General features: G+C 38.9%; 17 protein-coding genes. 5 read left to right on the forward strand and 12 right to left on the reverse strand.

The genetic code is table 11. The features are described from left to right. The first annotated feature begins 12 nt into the window (after positions 1–12). Positions 13–1,599 (forward strand): sulfatase-like hydrolase/transferase, encoded by a 1,587-nt coding sequence (locus LEP1GSC195_RS16495; RefSeq protein ID WP_015680554.1) that lies wholly within the window; start codon positions 13–15, stop codon positions 1,597–1,599. Here LEP1GSC195_RS16495 and LEP1GSC195_RS16500 read toward each other — a convergent pair. Further along, positions 1,596–2,267 carry a TetR/AcrR family transcriptional regulator gene (locus LEP1GSC195_RS16500; RefSeq protein ID WP_015681956.1) on the reverse strand — a complete coding sequence of 224 codons (672 nt, stop codon included), beginning with the start codon at positions 2,265–2,267 and terminating at the stop codon, positions 1,596–1,598. The two genes, LEP1GSC195_RS16495 and LEP1GSC195_RS16500, sit on opposite strands and share 4 nt — an antisense overlap. Before the next feature lie 231 nt (positions 2,268–2,498). Here LEP1GSC195_RS16500 and LEP1GSC195_RS16505 point away from each other — a divergent pair, with 231 nt between their 5' ends. Together LEP1GSC195_RS16505 and LEP1GSC195_RS16510 are read left to right on the forward strand one after the other, a co-directional pair. Continuing rightward, complete coding sequence (locus tag LEP1GSC195_RS16505) at positions 2,499–2,909, forward strand: DUF5329 family protein (protein WP_015680925.1); 411 nt, start codon at positions 2,499–2,501, stop codon at positions 2,907–2,909. 78 nt (positions 2,910–2,987) lie between these two features. After that, entirely contained in the window at positions 2,988–4,163 is a 1,176-nt protein-coding gene (locus LEP1GSC195_RS16510) for a YncE family protein (RefSeq protein ID WP_015681303.1), read from the forward strand. A gap of 50 nt (positions 4,164–4,213) precedes the next feature. Here the strand turns inward: LEP1GSC195_RS16510 and LEP1GSC195_RS16515 are convergent, their stop codons facing one another. After that, a complete protein-coding gene (locus LEP1GSC195_RS16515; protein ID WP_015681320.1) occupies positions 4,214–5,062 on the reverse strand; it encodes an NAD(P)H-binding protein in 849 nt (282 codons plus the stop codon). 147 nt (positions 5,063–5,209) lie between these two features. On the opposite strand from LEP1GSC195_RS16515, the gene LEP1GSC195_RS16520 reads away from it, so the two are divergent. Continuing rightward, the gene (locus tag LEP1GSC195_RS16520; RefSeq protein WP_015680852.1) at positions 5,210–6,106 is read left to right on the forward strand and encodes an AraC family transcriptional regulator; all 897 of its coding nucleotides are present in this window, start codon (positions 5,210–5,212) and stop codon (positions 6,104–6,106) included. On the opposite strand, the gene LEP1GSC195_RS16525 is transcribed toward LEP1GSC195_RS16520, so the two are convergent. From LEP1GSC195_RS16525 to LEP1GSC195_RS16555, 6 genes are all read right to left on the reverse strand, one after another. Next, on the reverse strand, positions 6,074–6,943 hold the full coding sequence (locus tag LEP1GSC195_RS16525) for an RNA polymerase sigma factor (RefSeq protein WP_015682744.1): 870 nt from the start codon (positions 6,941–6,943) through the stop codon (positions 6,074–6,076). The two genes, LEP1GSC195_RS16520 and LEP1GSC195_RS16525, sit on opposite strands and share 33 nt — an antisense overlap. Further along, complete coding sequence (locus LEP1GSC195_RS16530) at positions 6,940–7,317, reverse strand: DUF1304 domain-containing protein (protein WP_015681032.1); 378 nt, start codon at positions 7,315–7,317, stop codon at positions 6,940–6,942. Before LEP1GSC195_RS16530 ends, LEP1GSC195_RS16525 begins: the two co-directional genes overlap by 4 nt. 166 nt (positions 7,318–7,483) lie before the next feature. Next, entirely contained in the window at positions 7,484–9,103 is a 1,620-nt protein-coding gene (locus tag LEP1GSC195_RS16535) for a hypothetical protein (protein WP_015681795.1), read from the reverse strand. Between the two features lie 109 nt (positions 9,104–9,212). Continuing rightward, positions 9,213–10,811: a hypothetical protein gene (locus tag LEP1GSC195_RS16540; protein ID WP_015682304.1), complete on the reverse strand. Its 1,599-nt coding sequence runs from the start codon at positions 10,809–10,811 to the stop codon at positions 9,213–9,215. 303 nt (positions 10,812–11,114) lie between these two features. Beyond that, positions 11,115–12,638 carry a hypothetical protein gene (locus LEP1GSC195_RS16550; RefSeq protein ID WP_015682569.1) on the reverse strand — a complete coding sequence of 508 codons (1,524 nt, stop codon included), beginning with the start codon at positions 12,636–12,638 and terminating at the stop codon, positions 11,115–11,117. Between the two features lie 55 nt (positions 12,639–12,693). After that, positions 12,694–14,124: a glycogen/starch synthase gene (locus LEP1GSC195_RS16555; RefSeq protein WP_015680851.1), complete on the reverse strand. Its 1,431-nt coding sequence runs from the start codon at positions 14,122–14,124 to the stop codon at positions 12,694–12,696. A gap of 70 nt (positions 14,125–14,194) precedes the next feature. Here LEP1GSC195_RS16555 and pckA point away from each other — a divergent pair, with 70 nt between their 5' ends. Continuing rightward, a complete protein-coding gene (gene pckA / locus LEP1GSC195_RS16560) occupies positions 14,195–15,787 on the forward strand; it encodes a phosphoenolpyruvate carboxykinase (ATP) (RefSeq protein ID WP_015681935.1) in 1,593 nt (530 codons plus the stop codon). 133 nt (positions 15,788–15,920) lie between these two features. Here the strand turns inward: pckA and LEP1GSC195_RS16565 are convergent, their stop codons facing one another. From LEP1GSC195_RS16565 to LEP1GSC195_RS16585, 4 genes are all read right to left on the reverse strand, one after another. Next, entirely contained in the window at positions 15,921–16,304 is a 384-nt protein-coding gene (locus LEP1GSC195_RS16565; RefSeq protein ID WP_232227823.1) for a DUF1761 domain-containing protein, read from the reverse strand. Between the two features lie 118 nt (positions 16,305–16,422). Beyond that, complete coding sequence (locus LEP1GSC195_RS16570; protein ID WP_232227824.1) at positions 16,423–17,271, reverse strand: helix-turn-helix transcriptional regulator; 849 nt, start codon at positions 17,269–17,271, stop codon at positions 16,423–16,425. Positions 17,272–17,857: 586 nt separating this feature from the next. Continuing rightward, positions 17,858–21,178, reverse strand: coding sequence for a chitobiase/beta-hexosaminidase C-terminal domain-containing protein (locus LEP1GSC195_RS16580; RefSeq protein WP_015682750.1), 3,321 nt, complete (start codon positions 21,176–21,178; stop codon positions 17,858–17,860). A gap of 296 nt (positions 21,179–21,474) precedes the next feature. After that, positions 21,475–21,981, reverse strand: a complete 507-nt coding sequence (locus tag LEP1GSC195_RS16585; protein ID WP_408605946.1) for a DUF1993 domain-containing protein — start codon at positions 21,979–21,981, stop codon at positions 21,475–21,477. Between the last annotated feature and the right edge of the window lie 130 nt (positions 21,982–22,111).

Raw genomic sequence — 22,111 nt, forward strand, 5'->3', positions numbered from 1 at the left:
GAAAAGTCACCAATGTTTTTTTTATATTTGTTTCTGTATTGTTTTCATGGATCGATTTCCATTTCAATTGGAGCATGGAATTATTTTCATGGAATCCTGATTACTACATTTACATTCATTGTTTTGGTTTTAGAATTATTTTTAAAACACAAACAAGAGAAACAAAAACATATTAATACTAGTTTTCGTTTAGGATTATGGACGCTATATGTAATTGTTATAGGATACGAAGAGGTTTATCAAACAGCACTTACTTTTGATATACTGATTTATTTTTTTAAACATGCCTCTCTTTTATATGCCGACTTCTTTAGTTTTATATATCAATGGAAATTAAGGCAGTGGATTGTTTTAGGATTCGGATTTTACTTAATTTTCAGTAACGCTCGCAAGCAAAGTTTAATTGCTTTTTCTGTTGCTATATTTTTGATTCTAACCTCCAGTTTTTATTCTGAATGGAAAGAAACAAATACCTATCAATACAAAATGGTCTCTCCTCAGGTTAAGAGAGGAAAAACAGTTTTAGAATCTATTCCTGACACACCAAATCTTGTTTTTGTTTTGTTAGAAGGTGTTTCTAGAAAACAACTCTCTTCCTTACAATCACGTTATATTGATTTTTCCATTTTGGAAGGATCGCATTTCTGGATTCCAATGCCACATACTTCCAAAAGTTTATTTACTTGGATGACCGGAGAATCGCAACTCAATCATTCTAGATTGCAGGTCGATGATTCGCTAATGGATTTGAGTTTTCCTATGCAGTTACAAAAGAGACACAACTACCGAACCTTTATGATCTACACACAGTCCATTTATTTTGAAGGAATGGATAGGTTCTTTCCAAAAATCTTTCAATTTGTTTTCGATAAAACATATTTAGAAAAACAATTTGGATCTTTGTATTCCTCATTTAGTTGGGGGATGGATGATCGAGTGGTTCTCTCGGCTTTGAAACAAATCAATGATACAAAGAACCATCCTTCGTTTGTGTTGATTGGACTTAGTCAAACACATAGCCCTTATTTTGTTTTTAACGAAAGCTCTAACAACCAGTGGAAATCACCGTTAGTTCGTTATGAAGCATCACTGAAAGAAGAGATTGAGGTTTTAGATTCGATTATAACTTATTGGAAAGAAAACTCCAATCGTGAGACTGTTTTGATTCTTTCTGCAGATCATGGTGAATCTTTCGGAGAAGAAGGTGCACATGCTCATAACTATTCATTATACAACCAGGAAACAGATGTTCCCTTTCTTTTGTATTTTATAAAATCAGGCCAGGTTTACCAGCCGAAACAAGGAAGTTCTGTAGATTTTAAAGAAACAATTCTAACTGTATTGGATACCGATCATAAACAAAGGATTGATCATCTAAAATCAAATTTTTTTCATTCAAACTATGAACCGAATCTAATTTTAAAAACTTGGAATTCGGAAATCCAAAAATCTTGGATTACTAAGGATAAAAAATACATTTATCATAGTGATCGGGACCAATTGTTACAAATGGACTGGATGGATGGAAATAGAATTCCTATTACTGATGTTCGTTTGAAACAGCATGTATTAAAACAAATTTATTCAGGAATTCGTTAAGAAATTTTATTTCCATTCAATAATGTAAGAATGGATGTCCGAAGAAAACTTTTATAGTCTAAAACAAAAATATCCAATCCATTTTCTTTGACCGCCTCTTTCACTTGGTTAGATGGAAATCCATGAGACCAAGAACCGACTGCTAAAGCATGGCATTGCATCAAAAATAAAAATGCTGATTGTACGTTTAGAAAAGGAAAAACTTGGATGAGAAGTGGCAGGATTTTAAAAATCTGCCCTTTTAAACTAAGTTTGAATTCACGAATGGTATCTACACTTGCATTTTTTTCTAAGATAGTGGGAACAATAGGAAGTAGCTTTAAAAATCGAACATGCCTATCCATTGATTCAACAAACCATTTGGAAAAAATTTCAGCATCTATATTCTTTGTTTCTGTTAAAAATGCTTCCATGTCCAGAAACCAAGCTTCATAATCTGCGTTATGTACTCGAAGGCAAAGATCTTCCTTCGTTGGAAAATATAAATACAAAGTCCCTTTTGCGATTTTTGCTCGTTTAGCAACTTCATCCATAGAAAGCTCAGCCCAGTCTTTTTTTTGAAGAAGAAAGGCTGCGGATTGGAGAATTGTAGTACGTTTGGAAAGTTTATCTTTTTCCAAAACGGCTCTCTTTTTGGGCGAACGTTCTGCAATCGGCGCGCGGCTCATACCTCCAGCTTAGGAAAAACCAAAAAAATATGCTAGAAGAAAATGGTTATTGACTACAGGTCAATTTAGAGTAACCCGAAGTCATTTCCATCTGACTTACAGTCATTATATTTGTTTTTTAATCGTTTGGTTTCAATTCTTTCTTGCTAAAAATTGATCTAGGTTGTTATGTTTCGAGCATTATCTTTATTAAATTTACATTGGTGGAATCAATGGAAAAGGGATGTATTTATGAAAGTTCGTCGTTTCTTTCGGTTTATTTCGATCATTATTTTTTTCTTTGTTATTCAGATTCCAATTGTGTATGGAAAAACAAATTCCTGTTCGCCTCTCACGGAAGAACAAAAAATTGAAAAACTTTTAAAGAGCGTGGGAAAAATCCAAGGCAGTTTTATTCGTAACGGAGAAACTCATACACCAGAAGAAGCAGAGAAACACCTTCGTTATAAATTGGAAGAAGCAAAAAACTCTTTCTTTGCCCCGAATCCCAAAGAATGGACGGCAAAACTTTTTATTGAAAAAGTTGCTTCCCAATCGTTTCTAACAGGAACTCCTTATCGAATCAAACCTTCCAACAGTAAGGAAATACTATCGGCGGATTGGTTGTTGGCAGAATTAAGTAAAATAGAATCCTGTTTATAAAATAATGATAAACAATGGTTGTAAAAAAATGAAACTCTTGTAGTGTATTCCTCCATACCCAAACGGTAGGAGCCAATTATGATTCGACTCTTGTTTCTTTATCTCTCGATCCTACTTTTCGGTTTTTCCTTATCCGCACAAAAAATAGAATCAGAGTTTTCTTTTGCTACGGATTTTAATGTGCGACCTACATTTGTAGAAGGGGACAATCCATTCTTTGTCAACGGAGGCAAGTGGATCTATTTCGGAAGGACCGCTGATTTTGATGAACCTGGATTGTATTTTTATGATACTGAGTCAAAAGCACGAATTTATCGCTCGGTTCCCTTGGAGGCCTATTACAGTACACATGCAACAGAGTTTGTAGGCCAAATCGAGATAAAAGGCAAACGATTACCGCTGACCATATACGAGTTTTTGTTTTATGATGAGACAACGCACCGGGCTGGTTTTGTAATAGAAAATAAACATAAATCTGTTAATACCAAAAGGTATTTTTTTATGGGCTGGGACCTTGAAACTAACACTATCGATGTGGTAGAACCGATCTATGAAATTGCAGAAGATGATAAAAAATCTTTCGCTATAAGTTCGGCAATTGGATATTCACAAGCAGACAATACTGGTTACTTTAGTTTTGCTATCGATGCCGATCTAAAAGATGATGCATCGGATGATGTTACCGCTTTTATATACAAAATCCAAAACCAAAATTTGACAAAATTAAAAGAATACAAATCAAAATTTTATCCTTACACACCAGAATTCCATCCAGAATCAAAACAAATACTAATTGCTTGTTATACGGAAGCCTTTCAAAAAAGAAATCCAGTGGGATATTTATTTAAAATAGAATCAAACTCATTCCAAGAGTTCTCCATTCCATCTACTCCTTATGGAATTAGTTTTTCAAGAGATGGAAAGTATTTGTATATGGCAGCAGCTGATACCGGAGAAGTTCGCATGTACAATACAGAAAATCTCTCCGATGTGAAAAAAGCAAAATGGGGAACTCACGGTCATAAATTAGGATTTTGGAAAGAGGGGGAATTGGTTTGGGTAAGAAACTCTGGGCTTCATATTTATGATCCTATTAGTTTAAAACAAAAGAAAGTCATTCCAACAAAAAAATTCTATAAGAATCAAACGAATGTGAGTGGGTCGGTCTTTTGGCCATTTCATAAATTGCTTTTAAGAAATATATTAGAAGATCCGGCTGGAGGAGCTGCCAACCGAATCTTAATTGCCGATTAAAAATTAGATCCTTACCTTAGTAAAAGATTCTAATTTAGATGTTTGGACTTTTATTTCCAAGCATCTGCATATTCTTTTGCATACTGAGCAAAGGAGATAGGATCTTTTCCAGTAAGGGTTTTTACTGTGCCTACGATGGGAGAGGCAAAACCTTCTTTCAAAGCACCTGCAATCATCACAAGAAATGCTGCATAGTCTTTGGTGAGACCGGCAGACACAAGCGAAGCTTCAAATACTTTTGGATCAACGTCTACATATCCAATCGTTTTTCCACTTACCTTTGTTAGATGTTCTGCTACTTCATTGTGGTCGATAGATTCTGGTCCTGTCAATGCGAATGCTTGATTATCATTTTTTGAAGAAGTGAGAAGGACGGCCGCAACCGAAGCAATATCTCTTGCATCAATGAAACTTGTTTTTGCATTTCCACCTGGAAAATAAATCTTCCCATCTTGTTTGATTCCCGCAATCCAAAAGGTATGGAAGTTTTGCATAAACCAGTTGGGACGAATGATATTCCAAGGAATTCCTGATCCTTCTAACAAAATCTCTGTTTTGCGGAATGGTGCTTCTGGCGGAGCGTGTTCCACTCCCATTGCGGTCATCAGCACTAACTTTTTCAAACCCACTTGTTTTGCTTTTTCAATCCAAGGGGATAGAATTTCAAATTGGTTGGTTTGGCCAGGAGGGCTCAAAAAATAAGCAGCATCTACCTTTTCTAAAACTTCCAATCCTTTGGTAAGATTCGATGAATCTGCAAAAACCCAATGTACGTTTGGAGAACTTTTTTGAGATTCCGGTTTTCTTGATCCAACAAAGACTTCGTGCCCCTGTTTTAATAATTCTGTTACGAGGTGGCCACCTACAAGTCCTGAGCCGCCATATACAAATACTTTCATAGTGAATCCTTGAATTCGGAAATACATCCGTTATTGTTTCTATAATATACTCCGTAAAATCTAGACTGTCTATGTCGTGAAATATTAAAAATATATCCAATCGTATAAATTGATGGACATTTGGTGAATATTGGGAGAAATAAACGTATGGATCTACTTTCTGATATTCTCGCTTCCGCTGGTTGGAAAAACGACCTACTTTCCAAAGGGCAAATTTTTGATAGTTTTGGATTCCACTTCCCTTGTGAAAAGAGTGGCGGTTTCCATGTTGTAACACAAGGCAGTTGTTATGCGAGGATGGATGGAACCACCATCCCTCTGCATAAAGGTGATCTTATTTTTATTACAAGAGGAACTAATCATGAATTATTATCCGACCCAAAAGCTAAAGTTGTAACAATTGAACGATTCTTAGGTGATAAAGAGATACAGATCAAAAAAGAAAATCCTGTCACCACCTTTGTTTCCGTTCGTTATGAAGTTCCCCCTGGGCCAATCCATCCGCTTTTTTTGGAATTACCGAATTATATCCATATACCTTATGAAAACATCCAGGCCCACCATGCTCTTGGTGACATCATTCAAATCCTTTCACGTGAATTGGAACTAAACCTAGGAACTGACTTAATTGTACAAAGATTAACGGACATTTTGTTATACTATATGTTACGGATGTGGCTAGGGCAAAATGTTGATTCGAAAGCCGGTTGGGTCAAAGCTTTTCATGATACCTTAGTCTTGTATGCTTTGGAAAAATTACATAATGGGTATAGTAAGGATTGGACTATTGAATCTTTGGCTAAAGAAACGGGAGTCTCTCGGGCAAACCTAGCGAATCGTTTTCGTGATGTTTTGGGAATCCCGCCGATGGAATACTTGGCAAAACTAAGAATGGAAAAAGCAAAACAATTGTTTCAAAAAGGGAATATGGGTTTAGAGGAAATCGCACAAAATGTAGGTTATGCGTCAGCCTTTTCTTTTTCGAAAGCTTACAAACGTATTTTTGGTAATTCACCGAGTCGTGAGTGGAAACGAGTTGTGTAAAAGCGTTCGAATGTTTTCCAATTGGTTTTTTTTTGGTAAGTATTCGGGATGATTACGGAACACTTCAGCAGCCTTTCTGATTTTTGAAGTATCTGCCATCATGGGTTTTATTTCTTTCCATCTTCCATCTGATTTCATTTGTTCTGAAAGTTTGAGATAGGATTTGATCCTTCCGGCCCTTGTGGCATAAGTGATTCGGTTTGTACATTGGCATGGATTGTCTGCATTCGTTAAACTACATTCCTTTCCTAGAAAGGTTTCCATTTGTCTTCTAGATCTAGATAACTTTTGGCGAAAAGCTTCTGGGCGAACACCCATCACAGAGGCACCTTCTTCACTCGAAGTTTGAAATACTTCTCCTAAAAGATAAGCCATTCGGTATGGCCTTGTAAGACCTTGTAACATGGCATAGGTGCATGCCACTTGGACATGTAAAACCAATTCAGAAACTTTTGGTGAACTTTCTTCTTCCAAGGTCTGTGTTAGGAAATGGGAAGAAGGATTGTAGGGGGCTTGAGTTCGGTGTAATTCTTCGCGCACAGCTCTTAAATGAACTTTACGCCTTTCCATTTTTGATTTTTGTACATTGATCAAATGGTTACTAGCAATCCGGTAGATCCAAGTTGATAATTTACTTTCTTTTCGAAACCCTCCTAAGTTGGTAATCACTTTGACCAAAATTTCTTGGGTGGCGTCTTCCGCATCTTCCGGGTTCCATAAAAATTTCAATGCGAGAGAAAAAACTTTTGGTTGGAAGATTTGAATCAATTCTTCCAAAGCATTTGTTTTTCCAGCAAGTGAACTTTCTAATAGAGAAAGATGCGGATCATCGATCATTTATTTTTATTTGCCACCCAATGTACGATTAGTGCCAATAAAGCGGGCAATCCTTGAGAAAAAAGAATGGAGAACTTGGCAGTCGCTGAACCATAAATTCCTGCAACCACTACACAGATGAGAAAAAACAAAATGGTTTGGAATTTTTGTTTTTGATCTTTGATAAAGATAAGTGCCCAAAAAAGTCCCGCAGCTAAAAATCCATTATAAAGTCCTTGGTTTTTTGCTAATTTAGCAGTGATCTCCGCAGTTTCCGGTGTTAGTTGGAATACCTTCATTCCAAACTCGGTTTTCCAAAGGAACATCTCTAATATTAGAATGAACACATGTTCGACGGCAACAAAGCCAGTCAGGATGAGAGAAGTGAGTTTCATAAAATTCTCCTAAAGAATTGTTTTCCTTTTGGGACAATTGATTTTATCATTTGTGACAAAATAGGAAACAAAAATGGGAAAAAGTTTCTGTTTTTTCGGAATTAAATCACTGCCATAAGAAAATCTTATGGTTCTTTGTGGCTCTGATGGGGGCAAGAGGAACCTTTTACGGTTCCTCAACTGCCGGACGAGTGGAGATCTCTACATAGCGTGTGAAACTTGGACTTAGGATCACTGTATCCAAACGAACCAGTCGCCCTTGGCAAACTTCACAAGCTTTGGATTCAATTCCTACTGTATATTCTGCACCTGTGGCATTGGTTTCATAATAAGCCTTTGTGAATTTGCCTGTTTGGTCCAATCGAACGGTGAGACTTTGATTTTCATTTGTACCGGGGCCACTTTCGATTTGGCTAAGGCTCGAATAACGTTTGTTTGTTTCTGGGCCGAGTAGTTTCACTCGGAATTGATTTCCTGGTAGATAAGATGTAGCGGGAAATACGTCTGAAACACCTTCATTTTCCGTACTTACGTTTGTATGCCAAAGTGGATTTCCAATCCAATCCGTTTTAAAAAAAAGATAACTACGATAACCCTCACTTACGGATGGGAAAATTGGGTTTCCGAAGTTTCCAGGATAGAATCCACCGCCAAAAAAACCATCTTCCCCAGAAATAAGAGAAGCTAAGATCACATTAGATTGTGCTGGGTCATTTGATCCCAAGTAACTTGCATTCATTGCTGAAAAATTTTCTATAGAAAGGTTAATGGTAAAAGGTCTGAGGACACTATTGTTTGGATACGGGTGGCCAGGAAAGCCAGCAATATTTCCAGTTGAAATGCCTGATAAAAGGATATTTTGAAACGGGCCGAGCACTGCCGATCGGATGGAAACGGTATTATTGGGATCTCCCAAAATGTATTTTTGTCGGATGGGATTTCCGTTCCCGTTCATGACTACCCAGCCAGTTTCAATGTTACTTCCACCTAAAGATGGTTGCTCTGGCGTTGGGAATTCAATAAACCCGGTTGTATCTGGACCTGTACTCAGGGTTCCAAAGAAAAAATGAACGTTATCTTTTTGGTCAATGACAATGGAAGAGTAAGCATCCTCCAAAGATTCATTACTTTTGTCCAAATAAGTTTGCCAGATTCGATTTCCATTTTGATTAAATCGAACAAATAACATCGAGTCTTCATTATACTTTTCCGAAATTGGAGTCGGTGAATTTTGCCCAGAATAAACATAGGCTTTAACCACAAAATCACCGTTAGCAAACTCTGCTAGATGTGTTGTGTGTGAAATCCCGCTATTAAAACTTGTGGCAGTCACACCTAAATAATCTAACCATTCCATTTGGAAATTTTTTCCATTGATTAGAGCTACAAAAAACTGAGTTCCTGTCGTATATGAATAATTTTTTCCCGTGTTGGATCCGTTCCACTGCAGAGCTTCTCCGGTTGCCCCGAAAATTACCAGATTACCATTTTTCAATTTTAGGAGGTCGTAAGCATAAACTTGTGATGATCCCGAGCCCAAACGTATTGTGCCTTTTAAATTAGGTGTACAAAGACTATTCAGATAGGACTCCCAAAGCCAGGTTTCCCAATAACTTTTTGAATTAGGATCTCTCGGATTATTAAAGCTCAACTTACAGTTGTTAAGTTGAGTGATTAAAATTGAAAAAATGAGAAGTGTAGAAAACTTCTTTTTAAAATGTCTTTGTTGTTTCATCGCCAAACTAAATTTCCTTTCGATTAAGAAAGGTTTTCTTTTTTTAGCCATATTTCTGGAAATAGCGAATTTCTCAAGTCCTTTGCCGATTTCCCTAAGAGGGGAATTGGCTATCAAAACATTTTGCGATAATGTTTGTTTTTGATGAATTCTAAATTGATTATGGTTCTTCCATCGGAGATTTTGTAGAGACTTCTAAAAAACCATTCGTGTTAGGAAAGTATAAGAATCTTTTTAAGGATACCATTCTTCCATTACAAGCATCATGAATGTTGACATCCATTCCTACCAATCCAGAAACCGGTGTGGTCACAAAGATATTGGTTTCATATCGAATGGAACTGTAACGACCAACCCTTCCATCCATACGTAAGGTAATGTCTTGGTAAGGATTGATACCCGAACCATTACTGATAGAATCGAGTCCTGTCATTTTTGTCCCTGATTCTGGGCCTATTAGTTTTACTCGAATTTCATCAAAGTAGGAGATATAGGCAAGGGCAGGTACTTGGTCTATTACGTTGGCATTAGAGGAACCTAAAAATTGGTTCCAAAGTAAATTTCCATTCAGATCAAATTTAACAAATGAGTAGTTTCTGAAATTCCCTGCTGAATAGTATTGATAGTCATGAATGGGAGAACCGTAAGATCCAGCAGCCACACCAGTTCCATAAAACCCGTCGTTTGCCACTTTGATTGCTTCTAGTTTGCCCACATTAAAGGAAGTATTGTTCGACCCAAGATAAGTAATTTTTAATACTTCTTGCGTATTCGAAGTTAATTGTGCGGAAAATCCTCTTGTGAAACCGACCGCTGGATGACCTGAAAAGTTTTCGATAAAATTTAATGCAGAACCACCTAACAATATGTTCCCATCTTTTGAATATGCGGCAGAGATAACTTCAAAATCGCCAGCTCCCCGCAAAAATCTTTGGCGCTGTGGCATTCCATTTCCATTGAGAACGGCCCAACCAATTTCTTTTTGTCCTGCAAACAATCCGTTGGAAGCTATAGTAGGAGCAGGAAATTCAGTGAGACCGACCGTGTTAGGTGTGTTTGCTGCGGTGCCCGTTGAAGTATAAAAAAGATGCATCTGGTCAGTCGAATCGACTACGTGGGCAATTTTGTCTATATTGAAAGTTCCTGCTGCCATATCTAAATAGGTGAACCATACCCTTGAACCAGATGGGGAGTAACGGGCTGCCATAAACGCTTGTGAAAATAGTTTGGGAGAGATGGCGCCTAACTGCTCTGTTCCTATGACTTGGGTAAAAACACCAATTTCACCATTGGAAAATTCAGAGAGACTGGAAAAATGACTATTGGCAGTTGTGGTTGCTGCAGGACCTAGATAATCCAACCATTCTATTTCAAATGTCCTTCCATTTACTTGAAAAATGACAATGGCTGGATCGGTTCCTATCAATCCCGTATAACTATAGTTAACACCGCTACTTCTGCCTGACCAGGTAACGGGTTCTGAAACACTGGCGGTGACCACATAGTTTCCATTTTTCAAAGGGAGGAGGGAATGGGGTAACACTAGATAATTCCCACTCCCAATCCTTACATTCCCTCTGAGATGAGCACTACATACGGATCGTAAGTAAAGGTTCATGAGCGCAGTTTCAAAATAACTTTTGGATTTTGGATCACTTGGATTGTTTAAATCTAATTTGCAATGACCGAAGGAGAAACTGAGACAGAGTAGATAAATTAAGATAATTAGATTTTTGCGAGTTCGTGAATAAGAGAACATAATCTTTCCCAGTCCATTGATCCCATAGGAACGATGGAAATTAATTGTTTAATTCCAAAGGATTACAGAATAGAGAAGGGTTCTCAAGTCATTTGTGGATTTTTATTAGAAAATGCATTCGAGAGTGGTTTGTGGATAGTCCTAATGTGTCCTATGGATTTCCATTTGCCAAGGGAACCCCCGCCAGCGATTGCAGCGGAAATCCTTTCGCAAAGCGAAAGATTGAAGCGTAAAGCGCGGTCGCTTGTTTGATAGAGTTAACCTTCACCAAACAATTGCGAGGCGCCCAAAGGCCATATACACTTAAGGCAAACTTACATTTTCTATGGAAATCTGAGTCGGATTGGGAGAAGGCGACGCTGAAAATTTTGTATAATTCAAACGTGTCAATTTTCCTGAACAAACCTCTCGCATCACTTCTGTTCGCTCCTGTGTTGGGGATGTTAAGTTGGAAGAATAATGAAAGCGATTGAAAGTTCCCATTTGTGGATTGATAAAAACATCGGCAAGTGTATAGGGGCCTGTGCCATTACCTGTAACGGAATCGGGAAGGGAGTTAAATCGGCCATTGATCTCAGTGGTTTGCATTCTAATTAAAAGTTGAGAATTGGAAAGAAGAATTGGTTCTGATTCTGTTGTTTCCATTATGTCTTCTGTTGCACTCCCCAAAAAAGAATTCCATAATACGTTGCCACTGGTATTCAATTTCGAAATGATATAATGTTTTCTAGTACCATCTGTGGCAACAATTGGTTCAACGGGACTTCCATAAGTATACCGACCAGCCCCAATTGTATAAATGGAATCATCTTTTATAAAAAAACGATTCGCTCCGTAGTTTAATTCTGCAGCTGTTCCTAAATATTTGTACCAAATTGTAGTTCCATCGGTTTCGTTTAACTGCATGACAAATGGCATTTGGAAGGTTGCATTGGGATGCGTGGTACCATTGGCACCTTGAGCAGAGGTACCAGTGACAAAAAGTCCGGAAGTATTGGTTTCGACCCCAAAAATAAAATCACCTCCGTTGCTTGTAAAGTATCTTTGGAAGACCATGGCTCCATTTTCATTGACAATTAGGTGAATTGCATCCGAGTCCGCAGAGCCGCCTGATGTGGAATTGCTGATAACAGGTCCATCCACAAAAGCTAAATGCGCAGGGCTCCCACCAAGATTTTCGATAAACACATGCAAACGGTTGGATGTATCTATTGCAGAAACAACGTAATCTCCGATACTTTCGGAATCTAAATAGGTAAACCAAACGCGGGTTCCGTCTTCGCGAATCCTTCCTACAAAAAGTGCCGAAGCTGTTCCCATTCCTGATTTAGCGTTGATGGTTCCCGGTTGTTCGGCCCCTTTCACAATGAATGCAACAGAAATATCGCCATTGGAATACTTTCGTAGTTTAGGTTTATGGCTGACTTCTATACCAGCCTCACCAAGATAGTCTACCCATAAGATTTCGCCATTGGTGCGTGAAACACGCATTAAAAAAGTATTGAGGTTGATACCCTGACTTCCTGAGAAGTTATTTGTTACGCCAGCAGGAGAACCCGGAACCAAATACTCTTGTGTGATCCCAGAAACCAAATAGTCTCCGTTGGATAGAGTGATTAGATCGGATCCAGTAGTTTTGTATGTTCCTGTCCCATAAGTTTTTTTCCAAGTTTGAAAGTTGAGACAAGGATCGGAGAGAAGGAATGCCTTTAGTAAATTTGTTAGAAAAAAATCTTTAGATCTTGGGTCACTGGGGTTGTTGAGATTTAATTTGCAGGAAGATGTGAATAGAACAAAAACAAATACAGAAAAAGAGAAAAATTTCATATACTAATGATAACAATCGAAACCAAACCCCTTCTTAAAGAACAGAAGAAATTGACTAAATTTGTAATTCAATAGATCTAGTGTAGACCAATTGGTATTCTTTTTTTCTTTTTTCCCAACTCCAATCCAAATTCATAATGTTTTTCACTACAACATCTCTTTCATCTGATCGGAACAAATCACTTGCTCGTTCCAAAGCATATCCCAGCGAACCCACGTCATTCGGTTCAAAAACAATTCCTGTTTTATATGGTAAAAGATTCGATTCTTCCACTGTATCTTTGAGTCCACCCACGCGAGAAACAATGGGAATCGATCCATAGACATGGCTGTACATTTGGTTGAGACCACAAGGTTCAAATAGAGAGGGCATGAGAAAAAAATCACTGGCTGCTTCTATTTTGTGAGCTAGACCTTCGTTGTATCCTTTGTAAAAATAAAATATGTCGGGTATGGTTTCCGAAAGATGAAAAAAAGCATTTTCTGTTTCTGGATCACCCGAACCAAGCACCACATAACGGTGCGGCAGGTGGCGTCTTTCTAAAAGTGCTTTTAGGAATGTAGGAAATCCTTTTTGGTAAGTGAGTCGGCCAATCAGTCCCACTAGCGGTGCATCCAGAGGTAAAAAGGGCCTACCGATTTCTTTATATAGTTCTGTTTTGTTTTTTAATTTTCCTTCTTTCCAATTGGAATCAGTAAAAGTTTTATAAATTCGTTTGTCTATCTTTGCGTTCCATTCATCTGAATCGATTCCATTCAATATTCCCGAATAGTCGGAGGCTCTTTGATTCAAACAATAACTCAGTCCAAATCCATTGGGTTCTGTAAGTGTTTCTTCTCTGTATCCGGGGCTTACGGTAGTGATTTGCCCTGCCGAAAGAATTCCTGCCTTCATATAATTGCATTTGCCATTGTGGTCAAAAGGACTTGTGACTAAACGAAAGGGTTCTTCTTTTAAAAATCCAGTCATCCAAAAGGGATGATCTCCTTGGTAAGCCAAATTGTGAATGGTGAAAACAGATGGGATGGGGAAAGGGGAATCTTTTTGCAGAGCAACCGAAAGGGCCGTATGCCAATCATGGGCATGGAAAACATCGACTTTCAGCATTTGGCTGAGCGCATAACAAGCATAAGAGAACATGGCGAACCGAAAGTGTTCATCTGCATGTCCGTAGATGGAATTTAAAGATTGGAAAAGGTCCGATTGGAAAAAGTACAACTTGACCCCTGATTCTTCGGCTTCCAAAAACCGAGATGCCATGAGTACGGAAACAATTAGCGAATCTGTTTTGGCATCCTTCGAAAGTAAAGCTGGGTACTCTTTGCCCGTCCACTGAGGCTCCTTCCCCAAACCACCAATGAATGGTAATGCGACATAAACTTCTTCCGACTTGGCCTGTTCTTTGGTGAGTGAGGCGAGCATGTCGGCAAGGCCTCCCATCTTAATGTAGGGAAAATATTCTGCAGATGCGTGGAGAATCTTCATTTTCTGTTATTGACACCGACTCGCAAAGTAAGAAGCTAGAAAAACACAAAGTGAAATCGAGGAGAGATCCATGTCAGTATCTACTAATCTGCGCGGCCTTGCTGAATTAGGCCTTAAACCGTCTGAAGTCTTCCATAACTTATCTTACGAAGAAATTTACCAGCACGAATTGAACAACAAAGAAGGCGTAACTTCTGATAACGGAACGATGATGGTAGATACCGGGATTTTTACGGGACGCTCCCCTAAAGACAAATATTTTGTCGATGAACCTTCTTCCACAAACAACATTTGGTGGGGACCGGTCAACACAAAGGTTTCCGAAGCAATATTCAATGAATTGTATGCAGAAGTCACTAAATTCCTAGATAACAAAAAACTTTATGTTTTTGATGGTCATGCTGGAACCAATGATGACACACGAATCTCTCTCCGTGTGGTCACTGAAAGAGCTTGGCAACACCATTTTTGCACCAACATGTTCCTTCGCCCTACTAAGGAAGAATTGGAAAAACTTCATCCAGAATTTACCATCATCAATGCTTCTGGTTACAAAAACGCAAAATACAAAGAACACGGCCTTAATTCCGATGTATTCGTAATCTTCCACTTAGCAAAAAAAATCTGTATCATCGGTGGAACAGAATACGGTGGAGAGATGAAAAAAGGAATTTTCTCCGTAATGAACTACTACTTACCACTGAAAAATGTGCTCACTATGCACTGTTCAGCAAACGTAGGTAAGGATGGAGATAGCGCACTTTTCTTTGGTCTTTCTGGAACAGGAAAAACCACTCTTTCTACAGACCCACACCGCCGCCTTATCGGTGACGATGAACATGGTTGGGACAACAATGGTATCTTCAACATTGAAGGTGGATGTTACGCAAAAACTATCAATCTAGATCCAAAAACAGAACCAGAAATCTATGCTGCGATTCGTCGTGATGCACTTCTCGAAAACGTTGTCTTCGATGCTACCACTAAGAAAGTAGATTACTCTTCTGCAGCAAAAACAGAAAACACTCGTGTTTCTTATCCAATCTTCCACATCGACAACATCCAACCAGGATCAAAAGCAGGTCATCCAAACACTGTGATCTTCCTTACTTATGATGCTTACGGTGTTCTTCCTGCGGTTTCTAAACTTTCTATCGAACAAGCGATGTATCACTTCCTTTCTGGTTACACAGCTAAGGTTGCAGGAACAGAGCGCGGTGTGAAAGAACCACAAGCAACTTTCTCAGCTTGTTTTGGTCAGGCATTTATGACTCTTCACCCAACATACTATGCAAAGTTACTTGGTGAAAAAATGAAAACTCACAAAGTAAATGCATACCTTATCAACACAGGTCTTGTGGGTGGAAAGTATGGTGTAGGAAAACGTATGAACCTTCCTGCGACTCGCCAAATCATCAATGAAATCCTAAACGGTAACATTGAAAAATCCGAGTTTGAAAAACACCCAGTTTTCCAAGTGTCTTTCCCTAAAACCGTAGAAGGTGTAGATTCTCATATCCTCAACCCACGTAACGCTTGGGAAAACAAAGAAGAGTATGATAAAACGGCACAGGACCTTGCGAAACAATTCATTGAGAACTACAAAAAATACCTCACTGGTTCCAAAGAATTTGACTACAGCCAATACGGTCCAGTAGCGTAAGTTGTAAAAAAAGATTTCATCAAACCTTGCCAACTTGCAATTGTAAGTTGGTATAGTATAAAGGATGAATTGTGAAAGCCACTCAAAGGGAATCCCTAGGGTGGCTTTTTTTATGGATTTCGGCTTTATAACCTTAGAATTTTTGGATCAATAGTAAAGAGGCGACGTTGATCCCTACAAGATGGTAAGCACTGGAGATCGCACCATAGAGAATTGGTTTTGGAATATTCGGATTGATGGCAATATTAAAGGTATTCGCGGACAAAAATCCAATACCAATGAAACTCCCCCAAACCAGGGCATCGGTCGTTTTTTCGATTTCTAATCTAGAAAATAAGATGGCTGTGGTGATTATAATCACAAGTGCGCAAAGCATCGGGCCGAGTACAAATATCATGGCTAACGGTGGTTCGGTGTCATTTTCTTTTCCGAGGGAAATTCGATACTGTTTCTTAAACAGAATGGTAAACCATATAACCCAGAAAAGAATACAGAAATAATGCCATGAACACGGCAATCCAGTTCAAACCTAAAAAAATCTCTAACATAAACAATTTTCCTTTGATGATAGTGACCCTCTTTATAACGGATTTTTCAAAAGGACGATTGTAAAAAATCAGGGTAGAGGAGTTTTTTTATGCCAAAAATTGTGTGGGAGTTTTTCCAGTGAAGGATTTGAATTCTTTTATAAAATGTGACTGATCGAAATATCCAAAATCATAAGCCAACCTAGTAAAAGAATTATACTTTGGAATTTCTCGTATCGCAGAACTCATTCGAATGATGGATGAAATTCTTTTGGGTGTGCCTCCGGTAATTTCTCTAAATTTCTTTTCAAACGTATCGATACTTAAATTCACAATAGAGGCAATCTCATTGATTTTGATTTTACCTTGGGTTTGGTTCATTTGTGAAATCGCTTCGATGATTCTTTTGTCCATCGTTTGCTTTTTAACTGCCTTCCATAAAAATTTTTCCAGTTCGTCAATCTTGGAGCGATTGTCCTTTGTTTCCAACAACCGTGAGTGCATCTCATCTAGAGCCGTTTTGTTCAATAAGTCATACCCAGAAATGCCAATCTCGTTCAATTCATACATCGGCCGATTGAAAAAAGAAAATGCACCCCAGGGTTGAAACTTAACAATAATGATTTCTGTTCCTTTAGAAAGAGTATTGTGTTTTACCGTTTTACGAAGTCCCGATACAGAAATCGACGGCAACTGATGCATCTCAGATTGCATGTGATAGTCATGATTGCCTTTGAGTTTGATCGTCAAAACAAATGAGTGATGCGGAATGATCGACTTACTAAAACTCTCATCACATTGGATGATAAGATAACTTTCGATATAACGACTGAGTTGTGGCCCGGGTTTGTATTCAGTGACAGTCGGCTCCATGGGTGATTCCAATGAACCTAATTCTGACTCTTTGTAAAGGATTTTCCTGTAGCGGTAGCGAAGGAGGTTGAGGCGTGTGGTCACGACTTAAACATTCAGAATATGTGCGCCTCGAATCGGTTAGGTGATCTTTGTTTGATCCTAAAACCGACCGGGCTCACTCCGGGGTGCGCTAACGCTCCCGTCTCACCCGATGGGTGAGACGGGGCCCTTCAGATCCCTGGCGCGGGGTTGGTTACCAGATGAAGAGGGAGGGCTTGTGCGGGGTAGGATATTTGGTGAAACAACTAATAATTCTCCTTACGCTGCATTTGGAATAGCTGAAGGCATACTTCCGGAATATGAACTTTGGCCAACTGAGATGTCAGTATGAGTACAATTTGATCCATCTAATTCGCATCGAAACAGACTTGGCCTGCTTTGATTTGTATAAAAATTTGTAAAAACTAATAGCTTCGAGTTATTTTACAATAGACAAAGATCACCTTCCTTTCTAGGTTATGTGTCCTGAAGAATTTGAATTAAAAATGAGTTAGAAAAATTTCCACTAAAACGTAATCAGGCTATTAGGTTCCTTTTGAGATCTAAAATCTCTAAGTTCCGTTAAATGTTTTGTAGAACTTAGAAAATCCTTATTTAATGTATTAAACGCGTATAATATTTCTTTAGTTTAACGTATAAAAAATGTTGCTTTATTATTCTGTTTTCCTAGAATCACAAATTTTCCGATTTTTGAATCAAAAATTACTTTCGATCTCCTCTCACTACCTGCTGAACCGTTGGTAAGCGAGATTGTGTTGCAACTTAAATTGTTGCCATTGCATTCAGTAAACTGAAGAGACATAGTAGAGACAACGATTCTTAAAACGGAGGAAATAAACACCTTTTCGTTTAGTTGGTCATAAGCAATACTTGGATACCAATCGAAATTGTTGGTAGAAACCGAGCAGAATGAACCACTAAAATTGCAAATTCTAAGTACAGAAGGTTCTTCTCCTGCAGTGATAAATATTTTTTGATTTTTGAAATCAATTGTTGCATCAGGTGCTGAAACATATGGGGAACCAAATTTAATGTCTGAATGAGTGCATTCAATTCCTTCCATATTGCATTGATACATGCCTAATGAATTAACGTTTTGTGCGATAATAAAAAGCTTGTTATTCTGAATATTCAATAATGCCTTTGGATAGTAACCTGAATTAGTCCCTTGCCCAGCAGAAATATCTGAATGAGAGCAATTTCTACCATCTAGATTGCATTTAAATAAACTTAATTTGTTGTTATTGTTTCCGTTTGTTGTTACGGTAAGTATCTTGGAGTTGATCGGGTCTAGAATAGTGCTCGGATATGTGCCAGAGTTGGAACCTTGTCCAGCAGAAATATCAGAATGGGAACAATTTGTACCATCAAGATTGCATCTATACAAACTGAGTTTATTATTATTTGCAAAGTTTTGAGCTGTTACTAATAATTTATGATTAAGAGTGTCAATAACAGTCGAAGGCTTACTTGCTGAGGAATCTGGTTGATTTGCACTAATATCATGTTGACTGCATTGAAAATCATTCTTATTGCAACGATATAAAGTTAATTTGGAACTTATGACGCTTATAATCAAATATTTGTCGTTTATCGTATCATTTAATAAATTGAATTGATCCGATGCTACTACGACACCTGTCAATTCAACCATATTGGTTGCACTTGTTCCGGGCTGTGTAGTCGTTGTGAAAGCCATCGATTCAAACACCGATACTTCACTCACTCCAACCGCATTACTCGCAATCACTCTAAAGTAATACAATGTCCCACTGGCAAGTCCAGTAATTGTCGCATAAGGATCTGTCACTGGACCAAAACTTGTCGCTGAAGTAGTCACCCCTGGACTTGTGCTATAGTACACTGTGTACGATGTAGCTCCTGAGACTGGCCACCACTGCACAAAAGCACTTGTTCCTCCCGCTTGGGCTTCCACAAAAGCAGGAGCATTCGGTGGACCCAGATGAAAACTTTGGTTTCCAGCAGTGCTTAAATTCCCTGCCAAATCACGTGCCAAATATTTCACTTGATTGCTTCCGTTTGAAAGTGCAACGGGTGAGGAATATAAAGTTCCATTAGTAACCGCTCCACTTCCGTCAAGCGCAGGTTCTGTGCCATTCAAAGTATAGATGACTTTATCGCATCCAGATCCACCTGTGTCGGAGCAAGAGAGTTGGAGTTGGGTTCCAGAAGCAAACGGGCCCGATCCAGAAGGAGAAGCCATCGTCACAACAGGAGCCGTAGTGTCTTTATTAGTTATGCGAGTGGTGGATCCAAAACTACCGATAAGGTTTGCTACGCAAATACGAATGGTGTTGTCCCCTTCTGCAAAGTGGGAAACTCCAATAGAAGAGATTACGGTAGTGTTGGCTGGCATGTTCACTCCAGCGACACTGGTGTTAAAACCAGTATTGGTAAGAGCTGTTCCCGTTGAGCAATTAGATCCACCCAAACGGATTTGGTAGGATCCAGCTTTGGAAGTTTGCCAACTGATGGAAGCATTAGAAATACTGATCGCAGCTGAATGCGAGTTGACCGTGATCGTTGCCACTTCTGTATCCACCGTATAATTTTGAGAGGTCACACTGGAAACATTCCCTGCTTTGTCACGAGCCACAAACTTTGTATAGGTGATTGTTCCATCAGTCATAGCTATGGCTGCCGTGTACAAGGTTCCGCTGGAAACAGTTCCCGTTGTCCCTTGAATGGCTGGATCTGTGGGACTGGATCCCGTCTGTACTGCATAAGCAATCTGTTCACAACCTGATCCACCAGTATCAGAACAGGAGAAAGAAACTGAGGTTGCCGTTCCATAACTTCCAGCACCAGGGTCTGCTGTAACAACGGGTACAGTATCATCTCTTTGTAAGGTGATCGATACAAATCCTGTTAAACCATTTGATGCAGTTACACAGATGCGGTAGGTCTTTGTGCCTTCGCCAGTAAAGTGGGTATGAGAACGAACAAAGGTCTGGTCTACGTTTGCAGTAGCTGTTCCAGTCGTGGCAATGGTTCCCGTTTCACAAGAGCTTCCTTCACGCACAGTAAAAGATCCAGAACGATCAGATCGCCAAGTGGCAGTCGAACTTGCGATGGCATTAGCACGCGAACTGATGGCAAGGGAAGATTGGCTGACAATAGTAAGCGCCGGGATTTTAGTATCAATCGTATAAACAATGCTAATCGGTGTAGATACATTCCCAGCTAAGTCCCGACAAATTGCACTAAGAGTATGTGATCCTTCTGAGGATAAAGAAACGGCCCTAGAAGAAGATGCGATCACGGTTCCATTTTTTGGTGAAAATGCTGGCGCTGACGTATCCAAAGTATATACGATAGAACCAGGTGCTTTATTATCAGAACAAGTCAGAGTTGTCGTTTGCGTAGTTGAGAAAGTTCCTGCTAACAAAGAACTGGTGATTGTTGGTGGGGTTGTATCACTTAAGATTGTGACAATGGCAGTGTCATTTGGGGTTCCGTCTCCATCGGTATCGAATCCAATTGGATTTCCGCTGCCATCTACGATGATGACCACAGGATTTCCTGTTCCGCCAGGCCCAGTGGTAAGAAACCCAGGAGGGTTGGGACTAATGTAATAATCTGGCAACCCGTCCCCATTGGAATCAACAGCATCAGGAATTCCATCTCCATTGGTATCAAGTAAAAGAAGGTTCGGCGTAGTGCCACCCGTGAGATTGATTCCATCGGAGACACCATCGCCATCAGAATCGACCAAAGTTCCATCCGGCTTTCCATCACCTGACAGATCCACGGCGGACCCGGGAGTGAGGTTTTGAGCAGAGGAGGGAGATCCACCGACAAGGCCTAACAAAAATAGAAAGGGACTAAAGCCTGTTTGGGGATTCCCATTCGGTAAGAAAAATACACAATTATGAGCGAATAGGATCAGAAAAGAAAGGAGGAGGAGAATTTTTTTTCGGTTACGCATATAATTTTTAGCCTAAAATTTCGCATTAATATTCAAGAATATTAATGTAGATGATTTTATCTAACACAAACAACTAATTTTCATTAGTTTGTGTAAAAAGAAACTCTAAACCGCTAAAAATGTTTTAAAACCTAGTTTCCACCGTTTTTAACGGTTCAGAAAAGATAACAGTTGTGATGGGAAGAGAAAGTTTGGGGAAATCCTGGGAAAAAATTCCAAGTTCATTCACAAGGGCCCTCTGTGCGAGAGGGCTCCTAGGAAATCCAAAAAATATGGTTCGGTCTTTTTCAAAATCTCTATTTCTTAAAAGGCATCTCCCCTAAATAATCTTTTTTCCCAATCTCAACTCCATTGTGCCGGAGGATCGCATAGGCAGTGGTTATGTGAAAATAAAAATTGGGAATCGCATGATTGGTGAGATATTCGAATCCAGTTAGATATTTCCCTTCCCACCTAGGTTGCGATACCTTGATTTCAGAAACTTGTTTAAAATCGTCTGCTTTATAAGTGTCTAAGTATTGGATTACGGAACCAATTCTAAGTTTTAGTTCCTCTAAGTTAGTTTCGGAATCTTCGTGAGTGGGAGCCTCTTTACCTGAAATACGAGATACACAAAGTTTTGCAGTATCACATGCAATTTGAATTTGTTTTGTTAGGTGGAATTGGTCTGGAAAAAGTCGTGCATTCAGTAAATTCTCAAAGGCAAATTTTTTGGTAACAGAATAGGTTTCTGCTTTTTCCAAAATTTTGATTAAATTCCCAAGTCCTCTTTTGAAAGATTGAATAGAGATTTCATATACAATAGATTCATTCATTGTTCTACTCAAATGAAAAGTGACCACTTACGCAATCCATTAAATCGGGAAAAGTGACAGAATGTTGTCTTGAGAAATTTTTAATGTTTTTGTAGAGAAGGTTTGAGAGAGGCTTCGG

Source organism: Leptospira wolbachii serovar Codice str. CDC (assembly GCF_000332515.2).
In the GTDB taxonomy this organism is placed as follows: domain Bacteria; phylum Spirochaetota; class Leptospiria; order Leptospirales; family Leptospiraceae; genus Leptospira_A; species Leptospira_A wolbachii.